18 protein-coding genes are annotated in these 19239 nt (G+C 69.5%); 13 read left to right on the plus strand and 5 right to left on the minus strand.

What is annotated here, in order from left to right; genetic code table 11:
• Nucleotides 1–161 precede the first annotated feature (161 nt).
• Nucleotides 162–2108, minus strand: a complete 1947-nt coding sequence (gene acs, locus H7F30_RS05135) for an acetate--CoA ligase (protein WP_187037184.1) — start codon at nt 2106–2108, stop codon at nt 162–164.
• A 154-nt stretch (nt 2109–2262) separates the two neighbouring features.
• Between acs and H7F30_RS05140 the strand changes: the two genes are divergently transcribed.
• The 8 genes from H7F30_RS05140 (at nt 2263) to H7F30_RS05175 (ending at nt 7841) form a co-directional block, all read left to right on the plus strand.
• On the plus strand, nt 2263–3105 hold the full coding sequence (locus tag H7F30_RS05140; RefSeq protein ID WP_129664887.1) for a Fic family protein: 843 nt from the start codon (nt 2263–2265) through the stop codon (nt 3103–3105).
• A gap of 381 nt (nt 3106–3486) precedes the next feature.
• Nucleotides 3487–4293, plus strand: a complete 807-nt coding sequence (locus H7F30_RS05145; protein ID WP_187037185.1) for a hypothetical protein — start codon at nt 3487–3489, stop codon at nt 4291–4293.
• Nucleotides 4284–5408, plus strand: coding sequence for a TadA family conjugal transfer-associated ATPase (locus H7F30_RS05150; protein ID WP_231579604.1), 1125 nt, complete (start codon nt 4284–4286; stop codon nt 5406–5408). The genes H7F30_RS05145 and H7F30_RS05150 overlap by 10 nt, the downstream gene beginning before the upstream one ends.
• Complete coding sequence (locus tag H7F30_RS05155) at nt 5405–6106, plus strand: type II secretion system F family protein (protein WP_187037188.1); 702 nt, start codon at nt 5405–5407, stop codon at nt 6104–6106. The genes H7F30_RS05150 and H7F30_RS05155 overlap by 4 nt, the downstream gene beginning before the upstream one ends.
• 119 nt (nt 6107–6225) lie before the next feature.
• Nucleotides 6226–6645: a type II secretion system F family protein gene (locus H7F30_RS05160; protein WP_129664893.1), complete on the plus strand. Its 420-nt coding sequence runs from the start codon at nt 6226–6228 to the stop codon at nt 6643–6645.
• Between the two features lie 95 nt (nt 6646–6740).
• Entirely contained in the window at nt 6741–6953 is a 213-nt protein-coding gene (locus H7F30_RS05165) for a DUF4244 domain-containing protein (protein ID WP_052947104.1), read from the plus strand.
• 61 nt (nt 6954–7014) lie between these two features.
• Nucleotides 7015–7371, plus strand: a complete 357-nt coding sequence (locus H7F30_RS05170) for a TadE family type IV pilus minor pilin (protein WP_156170382.1) — start codon at nt 7015–7017, stop codon at nt 7369–7371.
• A gap of 134 nt (nt 7372–7505) precedes the next feature.
• A complete protein-coding gene (locus H7F30_RS05175; protein WP_255465009.1) occupies nt 7506–7841 on the plus strand; it encodes an Rv3654c family TadE-like protein in 336 nt (111 codons plus the stop codon).
• 112 nt (nt 7842–7953) lie between these two features.
• Here the strand turns inward: H7F30_RS05175 and H7F30_RS05180 are convergent, their stop codons facing one another.
• Nucleotides 7954–10371: a DEAD/DEAH box helicase gene (locus tag H7F30_RS05180; protein WP_187037195.1), complete on the minus strand. Its 2418-nt coding sequence runs from the start codon at nt 10369–10371 to the stop codon at nt 7954–7956.
• Nucleotides 10372–10491: 120 nt separating this feature from the next.
• Between H7F30_RS05180 and H7F30_RS05185 the strand changes: the two genes are divergently transcribed.
• Both H7F30_RS05185 and H7F30_RS05190 read left to right on the plus strand, forming a co-directional pair.
• Nucleotides 10492–10836: an STAS domain-containing protein gene (locus tag H7F30_RS05185; RefSeq protein WP_047312485.1), complete on the plus strand. Its 345-nt coding sequence runs from the start codon at nt 10492–10494 to the stop codon at nt 10834–10836.
• Nucleotides 10837–10880: 44 nt separating this feature from the next.
• Nucleotides 10881–12401 carry a methyltransferase gene (locus tag H7F30_RS05190; protein WP_187037197.1) on the plus strand — a complete coding sequence of 507 codons (1521 nt, stop codon included), beginning with the start codon at nt 10881–10883 and terminating at the stop codon, nt 12399–12401.
• Nucleotides 12402–12485: 84 nt separating this feature from the next.
• Here H7F30_RS05190 and H7F30_RS05195 read toward each other — a convergent pair whose 3' ends face one another.
• Together H7F30_RS05195 and H7F30_RS05200 are read right to left on the minus strand one after the other, a co-directional pair.
• The gene (locus H7F30_RS05195) at nt 12486–13142 is read right to left on the minus strand and encodes a hypothetical protein (protein WP_187037199.1); all 657 of its coding nucleotides are present in this window, start codon (nt 13140–13142) and stop codon (nt 12486–12488) included.
• Between the two features lie 217 nt (nt 13143–13359).
• The gene (locus H7F30_RS05200) at nt 13360–14175 is read right to left on the minus strand and encodes a dioxygenase (RefSeq protein ID WP_187037201.1); all 816 of its coding nucleotides are present in this window, start codon (nt 14173–14175) and stop codon (nt 13360–13362) included.
• A 175-nt stretch (nt 14176–14350) separates the two neighbouring features.
• On the opposite strand from H7F30_RS05200, the gene topA reads away from it, so the two are divergent.
• Complete coding sequence (gene topA / locus H7F30_RS05205) at nt 14351–17176, plus strand: type I DNA topoisomerase (RefSeq protein WP_187037203.1); 2826 nt, start codon at nt 14351–14353, stop codon at nt 17174–17176.
• A gap of 72 nt (nt 17177–17248) precedes the next feature.
• On the opposite strand, the gene H7F30_RS05210 is transcribed toward topA, so the two are convergent.
• Nucleotides 17249–17809 (minus strand): dienelactone hydrolase family protein, encoded by a 561-nt coding sequence (locus tag H7F30_RS05210; RefSeq protein WP_187037205.1) that lies wholly within the window; start codon nt 17807–17809, stop codon nt 17249–17251.
• A 56-nt stretch (nt 17810–17865) separates the two neighbouring features.
• On the opposite strand from H7F30_RS05210, the gene H7F30_RS05215 reads away from it, so the two are divergent.
• Together H7F30_RS05215 and H7F30_RS05220 are read left to right on the plus strand one after the other, a co-directional pair.
• Nucleotides 17866–18435 carry a hypothetical protein gene (locus tag H7F30_RS05215; RefSeq protein ID WP_187037206.1) on the plus strand — a complete coding sequence of 190 codons (570 nt, stop codon included), beginning with the start codon at nt 17866–17868 and terminating at the stop codon, nt 18433–18435.
• Between the two features lie 188 nt (nt 18436–18623).
• Nucleotides 18624–19229 carry a hypothetical protein gene (locus H7F30_RS05220; RefSeq protein WP_187037208.1) on the plus strand — a complete coding sequence of 202 codons (606 nt, stop codon included), beginning with the start codon at nt 18624–18626 and terminating at the stop codon, nt 19227–19229.
• The last annotated feature ends 10 nt before the right edge of the window (nt 19230–19239 follow it).

Consider the following 19239-nt stretch of genomic DNA (forward strand, 5'->3'; position numbering starts at 1 on the left):
TCCTCGGGCAGGGGTGGTCGTCGTCATCCGCGCCTCACGCGAACGGCCGACCAGACTTCCCGGCACACCGCCCGCGATTTTACCGGCTGTCGTCGTTCTCGCGAAAAGATGCGCGGGCGGGGCGCCTGCCCCACCCGCGCATCGTCGGATCGCTCTGCTGCTTACTTCTTCAGACCTGCCTGGATCTTCTCCATGACGCTCGGGTCGGCGAGCGTCGTCGCGTCACCGGCCTCGCGGCCCTCGGCGACGTCCTTGAGCAGGCGGCGCATGATCTTGCCCGAACGTGTCTTCGGCAGCTCGTCGACGACGAGGATCGTCTTCGGCTTCGCGATGGCGCCGATCTGCTTGCCGACGTGCGTGCGCATCGCCTGGACGAGCTCCTCGCGCCTGTCGTCGTCGGCGGCCTGGTCGCGAGCCTCCTCGCGCAGGATGACGAAGGCGCACACGGCCTGACCGGTCGTCTCGTCGGCGGCGCCGACGACTGCGGCCTCCGCGACGGCGTCGTGCGAGACGAGCGCCGACTCGATCTCCGACGTCGACAAGCGGTGGCCCGAGACGTTCATGACGTCGTCGACACGACCGAGCACCCAGATGTTGCCGTCCTCGTCACGCTTCGCGCCGTCACCGGCGAAGTACATGTCCTCGAAGCGCGACCAGTAGGTGTCCTTGTAGCGCTGCAGGTCGCCCCAGATGCCGCGCAGCATCGACGGCCACGGGTCGCGGATGACGAGGTAACCGGTCTCGCCGTTGCCGACGGACTTGCCCTCCTCGTCGACGACGTCGGCCGTGATGCCGGGCACCGGCGCCTGGGCCGAACCGGGCACGAGCGACGTGACGCCGGGCAGGGCCGACATCATGATGGCGCCCGTCTCCGTCTGCCACCACGTGTCGACGATCGGGGCAGAACCGGCGCCGATATTGTCGCGGAACCACATCCACGCTTCGGGGTTGATCGGCTCACCGACGCTGCCGAGCACACGGACCGACGACAGGTCGTACTCGGCGGGGATCTCCTTGCCCCACTTCATGCAGGTGCGGATGGCCGTGGGCGCCGTGTAGAAGATCGAGACCTTCTTGTTCTGCACGATCTCCCACCAGCGGCCCTGGTGCGGGCTGTCCGGCGTGCCTTCGTAGAGCACCTGCGTGACGCCGTTGGCCAGCGGGCCGTAGACGATGTAGCTGTGGCCGGTGACCCAGCCCACATCGGCGGTGCACCAGTAGACGTCCTCGCCCGGGTGCACGTCGTGGACGACGGCGTTCGTGTACGCCGCCTGCGTGAGGTAGCCACCGGTCGTGTGGAAGATGCCCTTCGGCTTACCCGTGGTGCCGGAGGTGTAGAGGATGAAGAGCGGGTGTTCTGAATCGAAGGTGTCGAAGTCGACCGCGGGTGCGGCGGCCTCGAGTGCCTCGTCCCACCAGACGTCCTTGTCGGTCATCTCCGTCTCGTCACCGGTCCGCTTGACGACGATGACCTTCTGCACCGTCGTCTCACCGCTGACCGCCTCGTCGACGGCCGGCTTGAGTGCGCTCGGCTTGCCGCGGCGGAAGCCGCCGTCGGCCGTGATGACGACCTTGGCCTCGCCGTCGGCGATGCGGGTGCGCAGGGCGTCGGAGGAGAACCCGCCGAAGACGACCGAGTGGACGGCGCCGAGACGCGCGCAGGCCAGCATCGAGATGACGGCCTCGGGGATCATCGGCAGGTAGAGGGCGACGCGGTCGCCCTTCTCGACACCCGCGGCCTTGAGCGCGCCGGCAGCCTTCTGCACGAGTTCGGTGAGTTCGGCGTACGTGATGTCGCGCTCGTCGCCGGGCTCACCGACGAAGTGCAATGCGACGCGGTCACCGTTGCCGGCCTCGACGTGACGGTCGGCGCAGTTGTAGGCCACGTTGAGCTCGCCGCCCACGAACCACTTGGCGACGGGGGCCTCGCTCCAGTCGAGCACCTCGTCGAAGTCCTTGGCCCAGGTGAGGCGCTCGCGCGCCTGCTTGGCCCAGAACGCCTCGCGGTCGGCGTCGGCCTCTTCGTAGAGCGACTTCTGCCCGACGGCCTGCTGGCTGAACTCCGGGCTCGGCGGGAAGGGGCCGTACTCTTCGGCGGTCTCGGACATGTCTTGTCTTCCTTCCGTCGGCTTCGACCACGCCGAAACGAGGCGTAGGTCACAACACTTGGCTGCTTTTCTACCCCATCGTCGCGTGGGGTTGGGAAGTCAGGGGTGGATACTCGCCGGTAGTTTCCGTCGGCGTCCAAGTACGCTGATGCCCATGCCCGGCACCCTCGAAGCTCTGCAATCGCTCGCGACGATCCCCGAGGTCGAGGCGGGCCTCACGCGAGCCCGCGAGGCGTGTACCCAGCTGCGCTGGCACAACGCGTTGCGCCGACGGACGGCGCAGGCCGCCGCCGAGTCGCGCGTGCGTGGCGCCCGGGCCGGCGCGGCGCTGGAGGGCGCCGAGGTCTCCGTCGATGTCGTGCGTGAACTCGTCATGGGGATGACCGAGTGGCCGCCCGAGCCCGACCCGCTCGAGCGAGTGCTTCGTGCGAGTGTTCAGGGGACGCTCGAGAGTGAGCACGTTCGTTCGATCATCCTGTCGTCGCCCGCGCAGGCGTTGGCGCGTCTGCACGTGGCCGCCGGTTCGCAACTGCTCTCCGCCGACGAGGTGGGGCGCCCGCGGTCGCCGGGGGAGACGTGCGAGGAACTCGTCGAGGCCGGCCCGGCGTGCGACCCGCTCGACCTGCCGGGGCGTCTGGCCGGGCTGTACGAGGTGGTGGCGTGCCACGAGAAGGTGCCGGCCCTCGTCGTCGGGGCCATTGCACATGCGGAGATCGCCGTCATGCGTCCGTTCGCGCGCGGAAACGGTGTGGTGGCAAGAGCTTTCGAGCGTGCGCTCGTCCAGTCGTGTGGGCTCGACCCGACGGGTGTGGCCGTGCCCGAGGTGGGCTACCTGCGTGAAGCGAGCGCGGGATATGCGGGCGCCCTGGCCGCCTATGCCTCGGGAACGCGCGACGGCGTGGCCCTGTGGCTGCAGTTCAGCGCTGGGGCGCTGGAGCGGGGCGCCGCCGAAGGAGGCGCCATTTCGGACGCCGTTTTGGCGGGCCGCCTGCGATAAGAACAAATAAAAAACGTCCGGCGAGTCGGTTTCTCATTTATCGAACCGTTGCTACTGTATTGGCCGGGTATGTGCGGGCCGGTTGCAACGTGTGGCCACTCATGGCACATTAGGGGCGTGCGCTCCCTTCGGGTCGAGCGCTGACGTGCATACCGCACCCCCAAGGGTATGCACGTAAAGACAGCCCCCACCGTCCCCCCGGTGGGGGCTGTCGTATGTCCTGCACCTACTCCCGTGCGGCCGCGGTGGCCCCCGGCACGGGGGCCGTCGTCCACATCTGCGACGCGGTGAGCGCCGTTTCGGTAGTTCAGGCGGCCCCGTCCACAAGGTCGTCCGACGCGTCGTGGACGGTGTCGAGGTTGTGGGCCGACGCTGGCGTGCATGGACGAGTTCGACGCCGACTTCTTCGGCCCACCAGCCCCCGACGAGGTGGGCAGCGAGCGCGGCGAACTGCGCCGTATCGGGGTGGTCTGCCCCGATTCAGCCGCCGACGCCGCGTACTTCGCCTGTGCCGTGGCACGGCATCTCGCACGGTCTCGAGGTACGGATCGAACGGCGCAGGACCGCGGCCCGGTCGTCCTCGTCGACGGACAACCGGGCACAGGTGGTCTCGACGTCGTCCTCGACCTCGACCGTGAGGCGGGCGCACGCTGGGACGCGCTGCGAGGCGCCGGCCCCGACATCGACGCGCAGAAGCTCCTCGCCGCACTGCCGGAACGTGACGGGGTCCGGGTGCTCTCGCACGGACGAGGTGCACCCCGTCTTCACGATCGCCTCGTGCGGAGCGCAGTACTCGGGGCGCTCGCGGGCGAAGCGGCCTGGTCGGTCGTCACGTTGGCCCCCCACGAGCCGGCAGAACCGACGGAGTGCGACGTCATCGTCCTCCTCGTGCGCGGAACCGTGTGCTCCATGGCAGCCGCCCAGCAGTACGTCGACAAGCTGGACGGAGAGCTCATGCCGGTGCTCGTCACGCTCGAGGCCGACGCCCGGGCTCGTGTGGCACTCGGCGAGTCGCTCGACCTGGAGGTCGTGACGTCCGGGCCCACCCGATGGCGTCTGGGGCACCGAGCAGCCGACGACGTGCTCGCCGGCCGTTGGCCGGGCGAGGGCGAGCGGACGATGACTCGTCTCGTTCAGGATGTCGTCATCTATGTCCGCTCGCGTGGACGGAGCATGGCATGGGCGTAGCAGAAGGCATGTGGAAGGAGATCTACGCCGGACGGGCACCGAGTGCTGCGGCGCTCGAGGCGATCGTCGATGCGGACGCTCCCGTGTACTCACGAGCGCAGACCTCCGTGCTGGGTGAGCGCCTCGGAGCTGACGTGCTCGGGGCCGGCCCGCTCCAGGGGGTCATCGAGATCGAGGGAGTCACCGACGTCCTCGTCAACGGTTGTGACGGGGTGTGGATCGACCGCGGAGAAGGTCTCGAGGAAGTCGGGGTCGACCTCGGGGACGCGGAGGCGGTGAGGCGTCTCGCGGTACGGCTCGCCGCGGTGGCCGGGCGGCGGCTCGACGACGCGAGCCCGTTCGTCGACGCCGTACTGCCCGGCGGTGCTCGGTTGCACGCGCTGCTGCCACCCCTCGTCGAAGGCGCTGCCCACCTCAGCCTGCGTGTGCCGGCGAGTGAACGACCGCTGCTCGAGGACCTCGTGCGGCTCGGGAGCGTTTCCCCCGAGGTCGAGAGCCTGCTCACGCGACTTGTGACGAGCCGAACGGCCTTCGTCGTGAGCGGAGGCACGGGAACCGGCAAGACGACACTGCTCGGCGCAATGTTGGCCCGTGTGCCGATCTCGGAGCGCATTCTGCTCGTCGAGGACGTCCGTGAACTGTCTGTTGCCCATCCTCACGTGGTGCGGCTCGAAGCACGACGTCCGAACGTCGAGGGCGTCGGCGAGGTCAGCCTCACCACGCTCGTGCGCCAATCGTTGCGGATGCGCCCGGATCGCATCGTCGTCGGCGAGGTACGTGGCGCGGAGGTGCGCGAACTCATGTCTGCGCTCAACACCGGCCACCAGGGTGGATGCGGCACCGTGCACGCCAACGCGCCACGTGACGTCCCCGCCCGGTTCGAAGCGCTCGGCGCGCTGGCCGGGTTGAGCCCCGAGGCCGTGCGTACGCAGTTGCGCTCCGCGCTCCGGGTCGTGGTGCACCTCGAGCGATCCGGCGGGCTACGTCGGGTGGGGAGCATCGGGGTCCTCGACGGCGATCACCGCGGCCTCACGGTGCGCAGCGCCTGGAGAGGTGGGCGCCGTGGTGAGGCGTGGGACGAACTCGGCGCGCTCATGGACGGAGCGGCGTCATGACGTGGCCGTCCGACACCGCCCTGTGGTGGTGCGCGCTCGCGCTCGCAGTCGCCGTTGGGCTGTGGCCCGCCCCGAGATGGCTCGCGCTGACGCCCACCCCGCGAACCGGGTCGCGCTTCGGTCTGCTCGCTCGTAGTAATCCCCAGGCCGAATGTCTCGCCGTTCTCGATGCGCTCGGTGCCGTTCTGCGAGCCGGTGCTCCCACGTCGAATGCTGTCGAGCTCGTTGTCGCCCCCTACGCAGACGGGGGCACCCACTCGAGCCAGGGGTGGCAGCGGTTGCGTCACGCGGCCCGCTCCGGTGGAGATCTCGCGGACACCTGGCGCGAACTGGGCGTCATGTGGAGGCTGCCGGCGTGCGCTGACATTGCGGCGGCGTGGGAGATGTCCGATCGACACGGGTGTCCGCTGGCCGACGCCGTGACGAGTGCGGCAGCGGACCTACGGGCACGCCGTCGCCACGATCGAGCCCTGGAGGCAGCGACCGCGGGCGCCAAGGCCACGATGGGTGTCCTCGTCCTCCTGCCAGTTCTGGGCATGGCGCTCGCGTGGATGCTCGGCGTGGATGTCTTCGAGATCTACAGCGGCACATCGGGCCTGCTCACCCTGTGGCCCGGGTTGGCCCTCTTGTGGGGCGGCTCCACCTGGTCGCAGCGCATGGTTGCCTCGGCTCTCAAGCCTCCGGCGGTGACGCCGTGATCGCCCTCGCACTGGTTCTTCTCGCCGTTGGCGTCTGGCCCGCTCGGCCCCTGACCGAACGTGCCTTCGGTGCATCCCGACGGGAGGCGAAGCAACGCGACACGGTCGAGGAGTCGCCGATGGTCGTCGCCCACGCGATGGACCTGCTCGCCCTGGCGCTCGCGGGTGGAGCCCCCACCGTCGCAGCCCTCGAAGCCGTGTCCGCGGCAACCGGGCCGGGCGTCCGCGAGCCGCTGGCCCGTGTGGCTGCCGCGATGCGCTGGGGCGTCGACGGAGACGGTGCCTGGGCCGGCGCCTCCTCGGCCTGGCGTCCGGCCGCAGGAGCCTTCGCGCTCGCTGCTCGGGCGGGAGCTCCGCCGTCCACCCTTCTGCGGCGGGCCGCTGATGACCTGCGCGTCGGCGAGAGCGAGCGCATCGCTGTCGCCGGAGCGAAGGCCGGAGTCCGCATCGTCCTGCCGCTCGGTTTGTGTTTCCTGCCCGCCTTCGTCCTGCTCACCGTCGTCCCCCTCGTCATGGGTCTCGTCGAACCCCTCGGCTGACACCTGGCATCGGGCACCCCCGAACCCCGCCGGAACCCCGGCGGCGCGCCCTCCGGCGCACCACTCGAAAGAACTCAACCCCTGAGGAGATCGCCATGATCGCTGTGACCCGTCGTACCCGTAATGCCCTGCTGCGCCGCTGGCAAGCGGCCGCCGAACGCGCCGAGGCCGGCATGTCCACGGCCGAGTACGCGGTGGGCACCATCGCCGCGGTTGCTTTCGCGGCCGTGCTCATCGCCGTCGTGAAGTCCGCGACCGTGCGCTCGGCCCTCGAGGGCATCATCTCGTCGGCTCTCTCGACCCGCTGACGTGACGATGACACGAGCGCGCCGCAGGCACGGAACGCACGAACGTGACGGCGAATCGGGCATGGCAACAGCCGAATTCGCCGTGGCCTTGCCTGCGGTTGCGCTCGTGCTCGCCTTCGTCGTCGGTCTTGCCCAGTTGCTGCTGCTGCACCATCGGGCGTGGCATGCCGCGTCCGTGGGCGCGAGGGTTGCCGCCCGGGCCGAGAGCGACGATGCCGTGCGCGCGGCCGTCCGCCAGAGCGGTGTCTCCGGAGCCACGTCGATCACGCGGAGCTCGCAATGGGTGCGCGTGGCCGTCTCCGTTCCCGCTCCACGCGGGTTCGGGTGGGCGCTCGGCGACATCACCGCCGGCGCGGTGGCTGCCGCGGAACGCGGGGACGAGGGTGACGCTGCGAACAGCTCGGGAGGCTCGCCGTGACCGGGTGGTCCGCGCGGGGTCGCACGCGTCCACTGCGGGCTCGTGAACGCTGGTTGAGCCGACTCGGCCGGGTGCGAGACGGTCACGTCGGGGGAGGTCAGGGATCTCCGAAGGCCCGGAACGACAGCGGCTCGGTGACGGTGACGATGCTTGGCGTCATCGTCGTGGTCGTCCTGCTCGCCGGTGTGATGGTCACGTACGCGCGCACCGCGATCGACACCGAGCGCACCCGCCTCGCGGCCGATCAGGCAGCACTCGCCGCGGCCAGTGTACTGCTCGGCTCGTCGGCGCAACCGGGGTCGTCGCCCTGCGCCCTGGCCGCCACGACGGCCGAGCGCAACGGTGCGCGCGTCACGTCGTGTGTCGTGCGCTCGACGTCGGTGCAGGTCGCGGTCACGCGCGCCGCGCCGCTCGGACGCGAAGCACGCGGTCTCGCCCGCGCCGGCGCCCCCGAGGGGCGTGGACCATGACGGGGGCAGCGAATCGACGCCAAGGTGTGAGTTTCGGCCCGGTGTGTGACCGGCGCCGCTCACAGATCGGACCAGAGCTCACATCCTGCGTCGAGCACGGGGCAGCCACGCGTCAGTTGGCCGGGTCGTCGTAGGCGTCGCGCAACAGCAGGTCGAGCAGAGCGATCGCACCGTGCTTGTCGAGGGGGCTGTTGCCGTTGCCGCACTTCGGCGATTGGATGCACGCCGGGCAGCCCGACTCGCACGCGCACGTCTCGATCGCTTCCTTCGTCGCCGTCAGCCACTCCGTGGCCCGCGCGTAGGCGCGCTCGGCGAAGCCCGACCCTCCGGGCAGGGCGTCGTAGACGACGACCGTCGGCATGTCCGTGTCCGGATGCAGCGCCGTCGAGACGCCGCCGATATCCCACCGATCACCCTGCGCCACGAGCGAGATGAGACCGATCGAGCAGTGCTCGGCGGCGTGAAGGGCGCCCGGGGCCACGTCGGGGGTGATGCCTGCGTCGGCGAGCTCGTCCTCGGGCAGGGTCCACCACACGCCCTTCGTCACGAGGGTGCGCTCCGGCAGATCGAGCGGGTGCTCGCCTATCACCTCACCCGACGGCAGACGCCGCAGGAAGGACGTGACGCGCGTCGTCACCCGGATGTCGCCGTAGTGCAGTGTCGCAGCGCCCCACGCACGGCTGGCGCTCGAGCCGATGATGTCGAACGCGCTGACGGAGCGAGCGGCCGTCGACCACCCGGGGTTGCCGCGCACGACGTGCGCGCTGCCGTCCTCGAGGTCCAACTCCGTGGAGACGTACGAGACGCCCTGGTGCACGTAGACCGCGCCCTTGAAGACGCTCGAGTGCGCCCGTTCGCCGTCGACCGTTCCGAGCACTCGGCCGGTGCGCGATTCGACGATGCGCACGTCGTCGCCACCCTCGCCGCGCAGCGACACGTGGTCGCCGGGGCGGTCGTCGCGGGCCCAGTACCAACCGGTCGGGCGTCGCCGCAGTACGGTGCGCTCCACGAGCGAGTCGACGAGCGGCCACATGCCCTCCCCGAAGAGGACCTCGTCGTCTTCGTTGAGCGGCAGCTCGGCGGCCGCGCACGCGAGCTGCGGAGCAAGGACGTAGGGGTTCGTCGGATCCATGACGGTGGCCTCCACCGGACGGCCGAAGAACACATCGGGGTGGTGGACGAGGTAGGTGTCGAGCGGGTCGTCGGCGGCCACGAACAGGGCCAGGGCGTCTCGCCCCGAGCGTCCGGCCCGGCCCGCCTGCTGGTGCAACGACGCCACGGTGCCCGGCCAACCCGCGAGGAGCACGGCGTCGAGCCCGCTGACGTCGATGCCGAGTTCGAGCGCGCTCGTCGCGGCGATGCCCCGCAACGTTCCCGTGCGCAGTCCGCGCTCGAGGGCGCGGCGCTCCTCGGGCAGGTATCCGCCGCGGTACGCGGCCACGAGGGATTCGTCGAGCCCCTCGTTCCACAGCCGCTGACGGGCCATGTCGGCCACCACCTCGACGCCGACCCGCGAGCGCGCGAAGGCGAGCGTCTGTACCCCGGAACCGACGAGCGCGCCGAAGAGGTCACCGGTCTCTGCCACGGCGCTGCGGCGGCCGAGATCGTCCGTGACGTCGGCTGAGGAATCGGCGGGGTCATCCGAGCCGCGAGCTCCGTCGAGCGCTGCCGAGACCTCGTGCTCGGCCTTCGCGCCCGGCGGCGGCCCGGGCTCCCACAGGCCGAATGTCAGCGCCGGGCGCGGCGAGCCGTCGTCCGTGACGGCGGTGACGTCGAGCCCCGTGAGCGCGCGAGCGTGTCTGGCAGGGTCGGCTGCTGTCGCCGAGGCGAGCACGAACGTCGGCTCGGCCCCGTAGCGGGCCGCGATACGCCGCAGCCGTCGCAGCACGCCGGCCGTGTGCGCCCCGAAGACACCTCGGTAGATGTGGCATTCGTCGATGACGACGAGTCGCAACGAGCGCCAGAACATCGACCACCGTTCGTGCGCGGGCAGCATCGAGTGATGGAGCAGGTCGGGGTTGGTGAGGATGACGTTGGCGTGGTCGCGGATCCAACGTCGTTCGTCGGGAGGCGTGTCACCGTCGAGGGTGGCCAGGCGCGCGCCCGGCACGGCCAAGGCTTCGAGGCGGGTGCGCTGATCGGCTGCCAGCGCCTTCGTCGGCGACAGGTAGAGACTCGTCGCGCCGCGCAGCGAGGCGAACATCGAGGCGGACACCGGGTCGAGCGCACCGGTGGCGGCGGACAGCATCGGCACCTGGTAGGCGAGGGACTTTCCCGACGCAGTGCCCGTCGCGACGACGACGTGCTCACCGGCCATCACCCGAGCGATGGCCTCACTCTGGTGCGACCAGAGTTCGTGGATTCCGGTGCCCTCGAAAGTCGACCGCACGAGAGCCGGAACAGAGTCCGGCCACGGCGCCGTCACGGCCTCGCGAGCGGGCCGTCGACGTACGTGACGCAACTCCCCGGTGCCCTGCCCGGCGAGGATGTCGAGCATCTGATCCGGGGAGCACCGGGCGTCGTACGTCATCGCGAGCGTCCCTCCCCAGGGCCCAGAAGCGGTGCCGGGCGTTGACTTTCGGTGGCCAGATGACAAACTAACGCTCGACGCACCCCTGCCAGACCACGACCGAACAGGAGGGTCGCGCACGTGGACCTCAAGGTGAACATGCACCGCGAAGGTGACGTGGTCGTCGTTGCCTTCGACGGTGAGGTCGACGTGTACACGGCACCCACGGTGCGTGACGCGATCTCGAAGGTACTCGCGGCCGGGCACCACAACATCGTGGCCGACCTGCGTGACGTGGGCTTCCTCGACTCCACCGGCCTCGGCGTCCTCGTGGGACGCCTCAAGGCCGTCCGCCTGCTCGAGGGACAGATGCGCGTCGTCATCACCAACCCCCACGTGCTGCGCAACTTCAAGATCACGGGCCTCGACAACATCTTCGCCATCGACACGGACGTCGATTCGTCGGTCGCCGCCATCTCGGCCTGAGCCGCGCCGCGTTCGACCGGAGACGGCAACGCCATACTGGGGGCATGTCTTCCCGGATGCCCGTCCCCGACGCAGAAGCCACCGACCTCGTCGAAGCGCTGAGAGACGACCTCGTCGTCGCCGATTACACCGTCGAGCACGTCGCAGAGCTTCTCGGCCCGGGCGCGTCCGCCGCGTTGCACCGGGAGCAGCCTCTTCCCGCGCGTCGTGCCCTCGCAGGCAGCGACGACCCGGTGGCCACGATGGTCCGCTTCTTCACCCTCGGCGAGACTCACACCCTCGACGCTCTCGACGCGGCCTTCCCGTCGCTACGGGCCAAGGGACTCGAACGTCTCGGTCTCGCGGTTCCGGCCGACTCCGGGCTGCGCTCGGCCGTCGACCTGCGCCCCTACGGCGACGAGAACTCCTCGTGGTGGCTCGCCTCCGACCTGTCGGAGCTCGCGACGGGCAGCGTCCTCGCCACCGATCACGTGCTCGGCATCGGCGGTGCGTCCACGACGCTCGCGCGTTGGACCCCGCGCCGAGAGGTGGCCGCTGCTCTCGACCTCGGCACTGGCTGCGGCGTCCAGGCCGTTCACCTCGCGGGGCACGTGCAGCACATCGTCGCCACCGACCTCGCGACGCGCGCCCTCGACTTCGTTCGTTTCAACGCCGCACTCAACCGCCTGCCGCTCGAAGTGCTCGCCGGCTCGATGCTCGAGCCCGTCGCGGGCCGCCGCTTCGACCTCGTCGTGAGCAACCCGCCCTTCGTCATCACGCCACGCGCCGAGGGCATGCCCGGCTACGAGTACCGCGACGGCGGCGCTGTGGGTGACGGCGTCATCCGCGACCTCGTGCGTTCCGTGGGTGATCACCTCGAGCCCGGCGGTATCGCACAATTCCTCGGTAACTGGGAGATGCGCGAAGGCCACGGGTTCGAGCAGGTTTGGACCGAATGGCTCGAGGGCACCGGACTCGACGCGTGGGTCGTCCAGCGCGAGGTTCAGGATCCGTTCGAGTACGCCGAACTGTGGGCCCGTGACGGCGGTGCCGGCGTCAACTCACCCGAGTACGGTGCCATGTACGCGGCATGGCTCGACGACTTCGCGGCACGCGGAGTCGAGAGCATCGGATTCGGCATCGTGACGCTGCAGCGGCCCGAGTCCGAGCGCGATCCCTTCGTCGACCTCATGGACGAGCGCGGCCCGGTGGCATCGGCCATGGGCCCGACGATCGACGCCGGGCTGCGAGCCCGCTCCTGGCTGGCCCAGACGAGCGACGACGACCTCCTCGACGGCACGTGGCAGGCCGCACCCGACGTCACCGAGGAGCGCCACACGAAGCCGGGCGCGGACGACCCGAGCGTCATCATGATCCGTCAGGGCGGTGGGCTGGGCCTCTCGATCCAGGCCGACACCGTGCTCGCGGCGTTCCTGTCGGTCTGTGACGGCTCGATGAGCGCCCGCACCGCACTCGTCGCCATCGCCTCGCTCGTCGGCGTGCCGGACGACGAGGTCATCGCCGGGACGCTGCCGTTGCTGCGCCGGCTCATCGCCAACGGGATGCTCGAACGCGTGGAAGGCTGACCGGCCGCGCCGAGAGCCCGCAGGACGAGCGACGGCCCCGCCCCTCGATGTGAGGAGCGGGGCCGTCGGCCGTGCTTGAGGTGATCAGTCGACCGAGACCTTGACCGACTTCTCGGCGATCTGGGTGCCGTTCTTCTTGTAGGTGACCTTGTAGTCACCCGAGACGCGCATCGGGACGTAGACGGCGACCGTGGCGCTGTCCCCGTTGTTGAGGTTGGTCGACGGGAGCGACTTCGTCTGCGACTGCTGGCCGTTCGAGACGGTGTAGCTGTACGTGGCGCCCTTCTCGTACTTCGTGGCCAACGTGACCCACAGCTGCTGACCCTTGTAATCGGCCGTGATGTCCTCGTGGTCGGAGCCGCAGAAGCGGGCCGTGCCGTTGTAGGCGATGTCCTTGATGGCGCAGGCGCGGACGGCGTTCGTCGAGGCGTAGTTGCCGAGCTCGCTCGACGAGAGACGCTTCGACGACGAGGAGCCGTCAGAGCTCGGGCTGTCAGAGGAGCTGGGGCTCTCGGACGACTCTTCCGACGACTCCTCGGAGCTCGGGCTCTCGGTGGAGCTGGGGCTCTCCGACGACTCTTCCGACGACTGCTCCGACGAGCTGGGCGACTCGCTCGACGACTGGGACTGAGTGGACGAGCCGGAGCTCGACTTGCCCTCGGAACCGACGTTCATCGTGCAGCCGGAAAGGCCGACTGCAGCAGCGAAGGTGAGCGGCAGTGCCTTGCGAATGAGGGACATGGGATTCCTCCTTGTGGGCGGTGTCAACTGCTCTTGTGACGGAGCCCAGAGGCGTTCGGTTCCATGTTTCTTCGAGGCGTTCACCCTGCACCTTGGAAAAAGTTCTGAATCCCCTGGACATCTGAGAAGAACAGTACGTCCTCTCGGGTGCCCCTGGTGTGGTTTGCCACCCAATGTTCTTGCGGAAGTTCGAGGTTCGTCGCCCACCCGCCGCACCTCAGTCGAGCTGCCAGCTCCGCTTGCTCAGCCCGTGCCAGAAGCCGTCGATGCTCGTGCGTGATGCGGCGCTCGCGGCTCCGTCGGGGTTCGCCGCGCCGATGGCGACGTAGAGCGGTGCCCAGTGCTCGGTGCGCGGGTGCGCCTCGTGAGCAGCCGGGGCCTTGTGGATGAAGTCGAACAACGCGTCGAGGTCGCCGCTCGCCATCGTCTCCGCAGCCCAGTGGTCGAACTCGACGGACGGCGAGGGGGCGGGCGAATCCGCCACGGGGTTGAACCACGACAGGTTGTGCGTCGTGAACCCCGAACCGACGACCAGGGTGCCCTCGTCACGCAGCGGCGCGAGCTTGCGCCCGAGCTCGAAGAGCTCACGCGGGTCGAGCGTCGGCATCGACATCTGCAGGACGGGAACGTCGGCGTCTGGGAACATCTCGACGAGCGGCACGTAGGCGCCGTGGTCGAGGCCGCGCGAGGTGTCCTGGTAGATCGGGGTGTCGGGCGTGCCGAGGAGGCGCGCCACGGATTCGGCGAGCTCCGGCGCCGCAGGCGCGTCGTAGGTGACCTCGTAGTACTTCTGCGGAAAGCCCCAGAAGTCGTAGACGAGGGGTGCACCGGTCGTCGAGGAGACGGTGACGGGGGCGTTCTCCCAGTGCGCCGACACCATGAGGATCTGCTTCGGCTTGGTGAACGCGCCTGACCACGAAGCCAGTTCGCGAGTCCACGTCGCGTCGTCGGCGAGCGGGGGAGCACCGTGGCTCAGGTAGAGAACGGGCGGTCGTGAGTCGGACGAGGGCGGCGTGGCCACGGGCGATGTCATGACGGTGCAACACCGTTGAGCGTTCAACTGTTCCACCCTCAGGCAGGGAACGGCGTGTCGTCCGGGCGATCGGCCTGTTCGGGCACTCGGAGGCGTCGGGTACGGTCATAGCGATCGCACTGGGGCGGCGCCGACGAATCCGGCGCCCGCGCGATCGACAGCAAAGGAGCAACACGTGTCGTCAGGCCGCAAACTCGTCATCGTCGAGTCGCCGAACAAGGTCAAGAACATCGCCGCGTACCTGGGGGACGAGTACGTCGTCGACGCCAGCGTCGGTCACATTCGTGATCTGCCCACGCCGAGCGAACTCCCGGCCGACATGAAGAAGGGGCCGTACGGCAAGTTCGCCGTCGACGTCGACAACGGCTTCGACGCGTACTACGTCGTCGACGCGGACAAGAAGAAGAAGGTGGCCGAGCTCAAACGGGCCCTCAAGGACGCCGACGAGCTCTACCTCGCCACCGATGAGGACCGCGAGGGCGAGGCCATCGCGTGGCACCTGTACGAGACGCTGAAGCCGAAGGTGCCCGTCAAGCGCATGGTGTTCCACGAGATCACCAAGGAAGCCATCCAGCGTGCCGCGAACAACACGCGCGACCTCGACATGCAGATGGTCAACGCGCAGGAGACGCGCCGCATCCTCGACCGCCTCTACGGCTACGAGGTCTCGCCGGTGCTGTGGCGCAAGGTGCGCCGCGGGCTGTCGGCAGGTCGTGTGCAATCGGTCGCGACGCGCATGGTCGTCGAGCGTGAGCGCGAGCGCATGGCCTTCCGCGCAGCGTCCTACTGGGACGTCGAGGGCGAGTTCGAGGCGAAGGCCGGCCAGTCGTTCGTCGCCAAGCTCAGCTCCGTCGACGGCGAGCGCGTGGCCTCCGGCCGCGACTTCGGTGACGACGGTGTGCTCAAGAGCAAGGGCGTGCGCCACCTCGACGGCGCTGCCGCCGAGAAGATCGCGGAGTCGACGCGTTCGTCGCACGCGAGCGTCTCCGCCGTCAGCGAGAAGCCGTACTCGCGCAAGCCGAGCGCGCCGTTCATCACCTCGACGCTGCAGCAGGAGGCGAGCCGCAAGCTGCGCCTCGGCTCGAAGGACACGATGCGTGTCGCGCAGCGTCTCTACGAGAACGGCTACATCACCTATATGCGTACCGACTCGGTGACGCTGTCGGAGTCGGCCATCAGCGCTGCGCGCCAGCAGGCACGCGACCTGTACGGCGCCGAGTACGTGCCGGACGCGCCGCGTCGCTACGCGGGCAAGGCAAAGAACGCGCAGGAAGCCCACGAGGCGATCCGTCCCGCGGGTGACCGCTTCCGCACGCCGGCGCAGGTGGCCGGCCAGCTGCGCGGCACCGAGTTCGCGCTCTACGAACTCATCTGGAAGCGCACCGTCGCCTCGCAGATGGCTGACGCCAAGGGCTCGACGGCTTCGGTGAAGCTCACCGTGCCGGTCGAGAGCTCCGGCGTGGCCAAGCAGGCCGAGTACTCGGCCAGCGGCACCGTCATCACCTTCCGCGGATTCCTCGCCGCGTACGAGGAGGGGCGCGACGCCGACCGTTACTCCAACGACGACTCGGAGCGTCGCCTGCCGAAGCTCTCCGAGGGCGTTTCCCTCGACGTGCTGCGCGCCGAAGCGCTCGGCCACGAGACGTCGCCGCCGGCTCGTTTCACCGAGGCCACGCTCGTCAAGGCGCTCGAGGAACGCGGCATCGGCCGCCCCTCGACGTACGCCGCCACCGTCGGCACGATCCAGGACCGCGGTTACGTGCGAACGCGCGGCAGTGCGCTCATCCCGACGTGGCTCGCGTTCGCCGTCACGAACCTGCTCGAGACGCACTTCCCGAGCCTCGTCGACTACGACTTCACCGCCTCGATGGAGGAGGGCCTCGACCGCATCGCCGCCGGTGACGAGGAGCGCGCCCGCTGGCTGTCGCGCTTCTACTTCGGTGACGAAGGCGCATCGGCCGAGGGCCTGCGTCAGCTCGTCGATGACCTCGGCGAGATCGACGCCCGCGGCATCTCGACCATTCCGATCGGTGAGGGCTACGTCGTGCGCGTCGGCCGTTACGGGCCGTACGTCGAGCAGGACGTGCCCGAGGGCGTCGACCCGGCCACGGGCGAGGTCAAGGACGGTGCGGACGCGCAGGCCGCTGCGTCGGCGACGCCGCGCCGCGCGTCGATCACCGACGAGATCGCGCCGGACGAGATGACGCCGGCGAAGATCCGCGAACTGCTCGAAGCGGCCGACGATGACGGTCGCGTGCTCGGACAGGACCCGGAGTCGGGCCGCGACATCGTCGCGAAGGCCGGTCGTTACGGCCCGTACGTCACGGAGGTGCTCGCCGACGAGGCCCCCGCCGCCGACGAGAAGCCGAAGAAGAAGGCTGCCAAGCCGAAGCCGCGCACGGCGTCGCTGTTCAAGGACATGGACCTCGCGACGATCGACCTCGAGACCGCGCTCAAGCTGCTCTCGCTGCCGCGCGTCGTCGGCGTCGTCGAGGAGAAGAAGACGGCTGACGACGGCACGGAGAAGACCGAGAAGGTCGAGATCACCGCGCAGAACGGCCGGTACGGCCCCTACCTCAAGAAGGGCACCGACAGCCGCTCGCTCGAGACGGAGTCGCAACTGTTCTCCATCACGCTCGAGGAGGCCGAGGCGATCTACGCCCAGCCGAAGCAGCGTGGCCGCGCGGCTGCGAAGCCGCCGCTCAAGGAGTTCGGCGCCGACCCTGCGTCGGGCAAGCCGGTCGTCGTCAAGGACGGTCGCTTCGGTGAGTACGTCACCGACGGCGAGACCAACGCGACGCTGCGCAAGGACGACGACGTCGAGACCCTGACGGCCGAGCGGGCCTTCGAACTGCTCGCCGAGAAGCGGGCGAAGGGGCCGACGACGCGCAAGAAGGCAGCGAAGAAGTCGACCAAGAAGACCGCCAAGAAGACGACGGCGAAGACGGCCACGAAGAAGACGGCCGCCAAGAGCGCGGCGAAGACGGCCAAGAAGGCCTGAACCGAACGTCACGACGAAGAGGTCGCCTCCCCGCTCGGGGAGGCGACCTCTTCGTTCGCTCTGACGGAAGGTTCAGCCGTTGAGCAGCGCGGCGATGCGTTCGAGCGAGGTACGGGTGGCGTCAGCGTCGCCGTCCGGGGTGCCGGCGTCGGTGAACAAGTGACCGCGGCCGGGCACAACGATGTCTTCGAAGGACGCCCCCGAGGCCTCCACCGCTTCACGCAGCGCCGCAACGTCGGGTTCGTCGATCCAGTGGTCCTCGGCGTAGCGGTGCACCTGCACGGGCACACCGTTCCACTCACCCTGGGGCGGAGCCACGCTGTGCAGGAGGAGAGCGGCGCGGGCGTCGGGCCGTTTGGCAGCGAAAGCCTGTGCGAAGAACGCTCCGAGGGAGAAGCCGCCGAGAACGGCGTCCTCAGGCAGCCCGTCGAGGTAGCCCTTTGCCCGCTTCATCAGCGTGGGAACACCGACCTCGTCGCGGTAGGCAATGCCGTCGCGTTCGGAGTCGAAGACGTGGCCGTCGTAGTAATCGGGGGTCTCGACGGTGTGCCCGAGGTCGCGCAGGTCGGCAGCGAACTCGTGGACGGCCGAGCGCAAGCCGAGTGCGGAGTGCAGGAGCAGGACGTGTGCCATGCGTTCACCGTGGCACATTCGGGCACCGCACAGGCGGATGTGACAGAACGAGGCGCATGGACACCGGGGAACGAACCGAGACGGCGGGCGCCACGCGCAGGGCCGATCTTCTGCTCGCCGGAGCGGCTGCCGTCGCTGCGGTCGGGTGGGGCGTCGTGGCCGTGACGGTCGTGGGCTTCACCCTCGGCACGAACTTGGGCCTCGGCACTCAGGCTGACGGGCGCTTTTCCGGGGGTGAACTCGCCCGCTCGGCGCTGTGGGTCGCCGTGCCTTGCGCACTGGTGGCGTGGGTTCTCGGATTCGTGTCGCTCCGCTCCACCCGCGGTGCGAGCGCGGGCGGACGCGTGCTGTCGATGGTGCTCTGGACGGCGGCGAGCCCGGTCATCTGCGCGCTCGTGTTCACCGGGTGGCTCGCGACCGGATCGTCAGACGGAGGAGGTCTCACGGCGATCGGTCTCGGGATCGGAATGAGTGCTGCTGGGGTGGCGATGTGGTGCGTCACCCCAGCACCGCTCGTCGTCGCGTTGGTGGTCCGGGGATCGCTGTGTCGTCACCCCGTGACGCAAGAGGAACCCGGTGCCGACCCGTCATCTCCCCAGACAACCGGGGCGACAACAGGCCCCTGAGCGTCCGGTCGAATGGCTCTGGTTGGCATCGTCTTCCGGCGAGGCGTTCGGATGGCTCGGCTGCGCCCGGGGCGGACGGTGGCGTCCCCTCCGACGTGCGTGTCTGAACGAGCCGCGGCGGCTGTTCGTCACCGAACCGTTGTGGAAACACACTCGTTCGGCCTTCGTCGACGGTGAACAATGTCGCCGTGGGAACGGGAACTAAGACCGAGCAGCAGACTGATCGCACGGCGCCGCTGAGTGCCGACCTGACGAAGGCGGCCGCCATCGGTGTCGGCACCGTGGCGGCGAGCAGCGTCGTCGGGGTGCTGTGGCTCCTCGTCGTCCTCCTGGCGGGGCAAGCGGGGGCGTTCGGCGACGGCCCGTCGGGTGACGGCTGGAGCGCCGGCGCGGTCTTCATCGCTGCGGCCTGGATCGTCGGCGTGCATGCCCTCGCCGCAACGGGCCTGGCGCTGGTGGCGCTTCGGCGTTCGGCCGGGTTGTCGCTCGGCGACCGTGTCACGGCGTGCCAGCTGTGGTGCGCGCTGAGTCCCGTCGTCTGGACGCTCGTGTCGGTGGTTCGCCTCGGCCTCCGGGACGGCGCGTGGTCCGCGGCCCTCATGTTCGGTGTCATCGGAACGATCGGCAGCATCATGCTGTGGTTCTTCGTGCTCGCACCGATCTTTCTTCACGCCATCGCCAAGCCACTCCTGCGGCGCGATGCCGCGACCGGCGTGACGCCTCCCAGCTACCGGGGGTCGGTCTACGGCCTCGACGAGCAGGCCGAGGACGCCGAGATCGGCTACGCGCAGTGACTTTCCGCGC

Origin of the sequence: Dermacoccus sp. PAMC28757 (assembly GCF_014302635.1) — a bacterium.
Lineage (GTDB): Bacteria > Actinomycetota > Actinomycetes > Actinomycetales > Dermatophilaceae > Dermacoccus > Dermacoccus abyssi.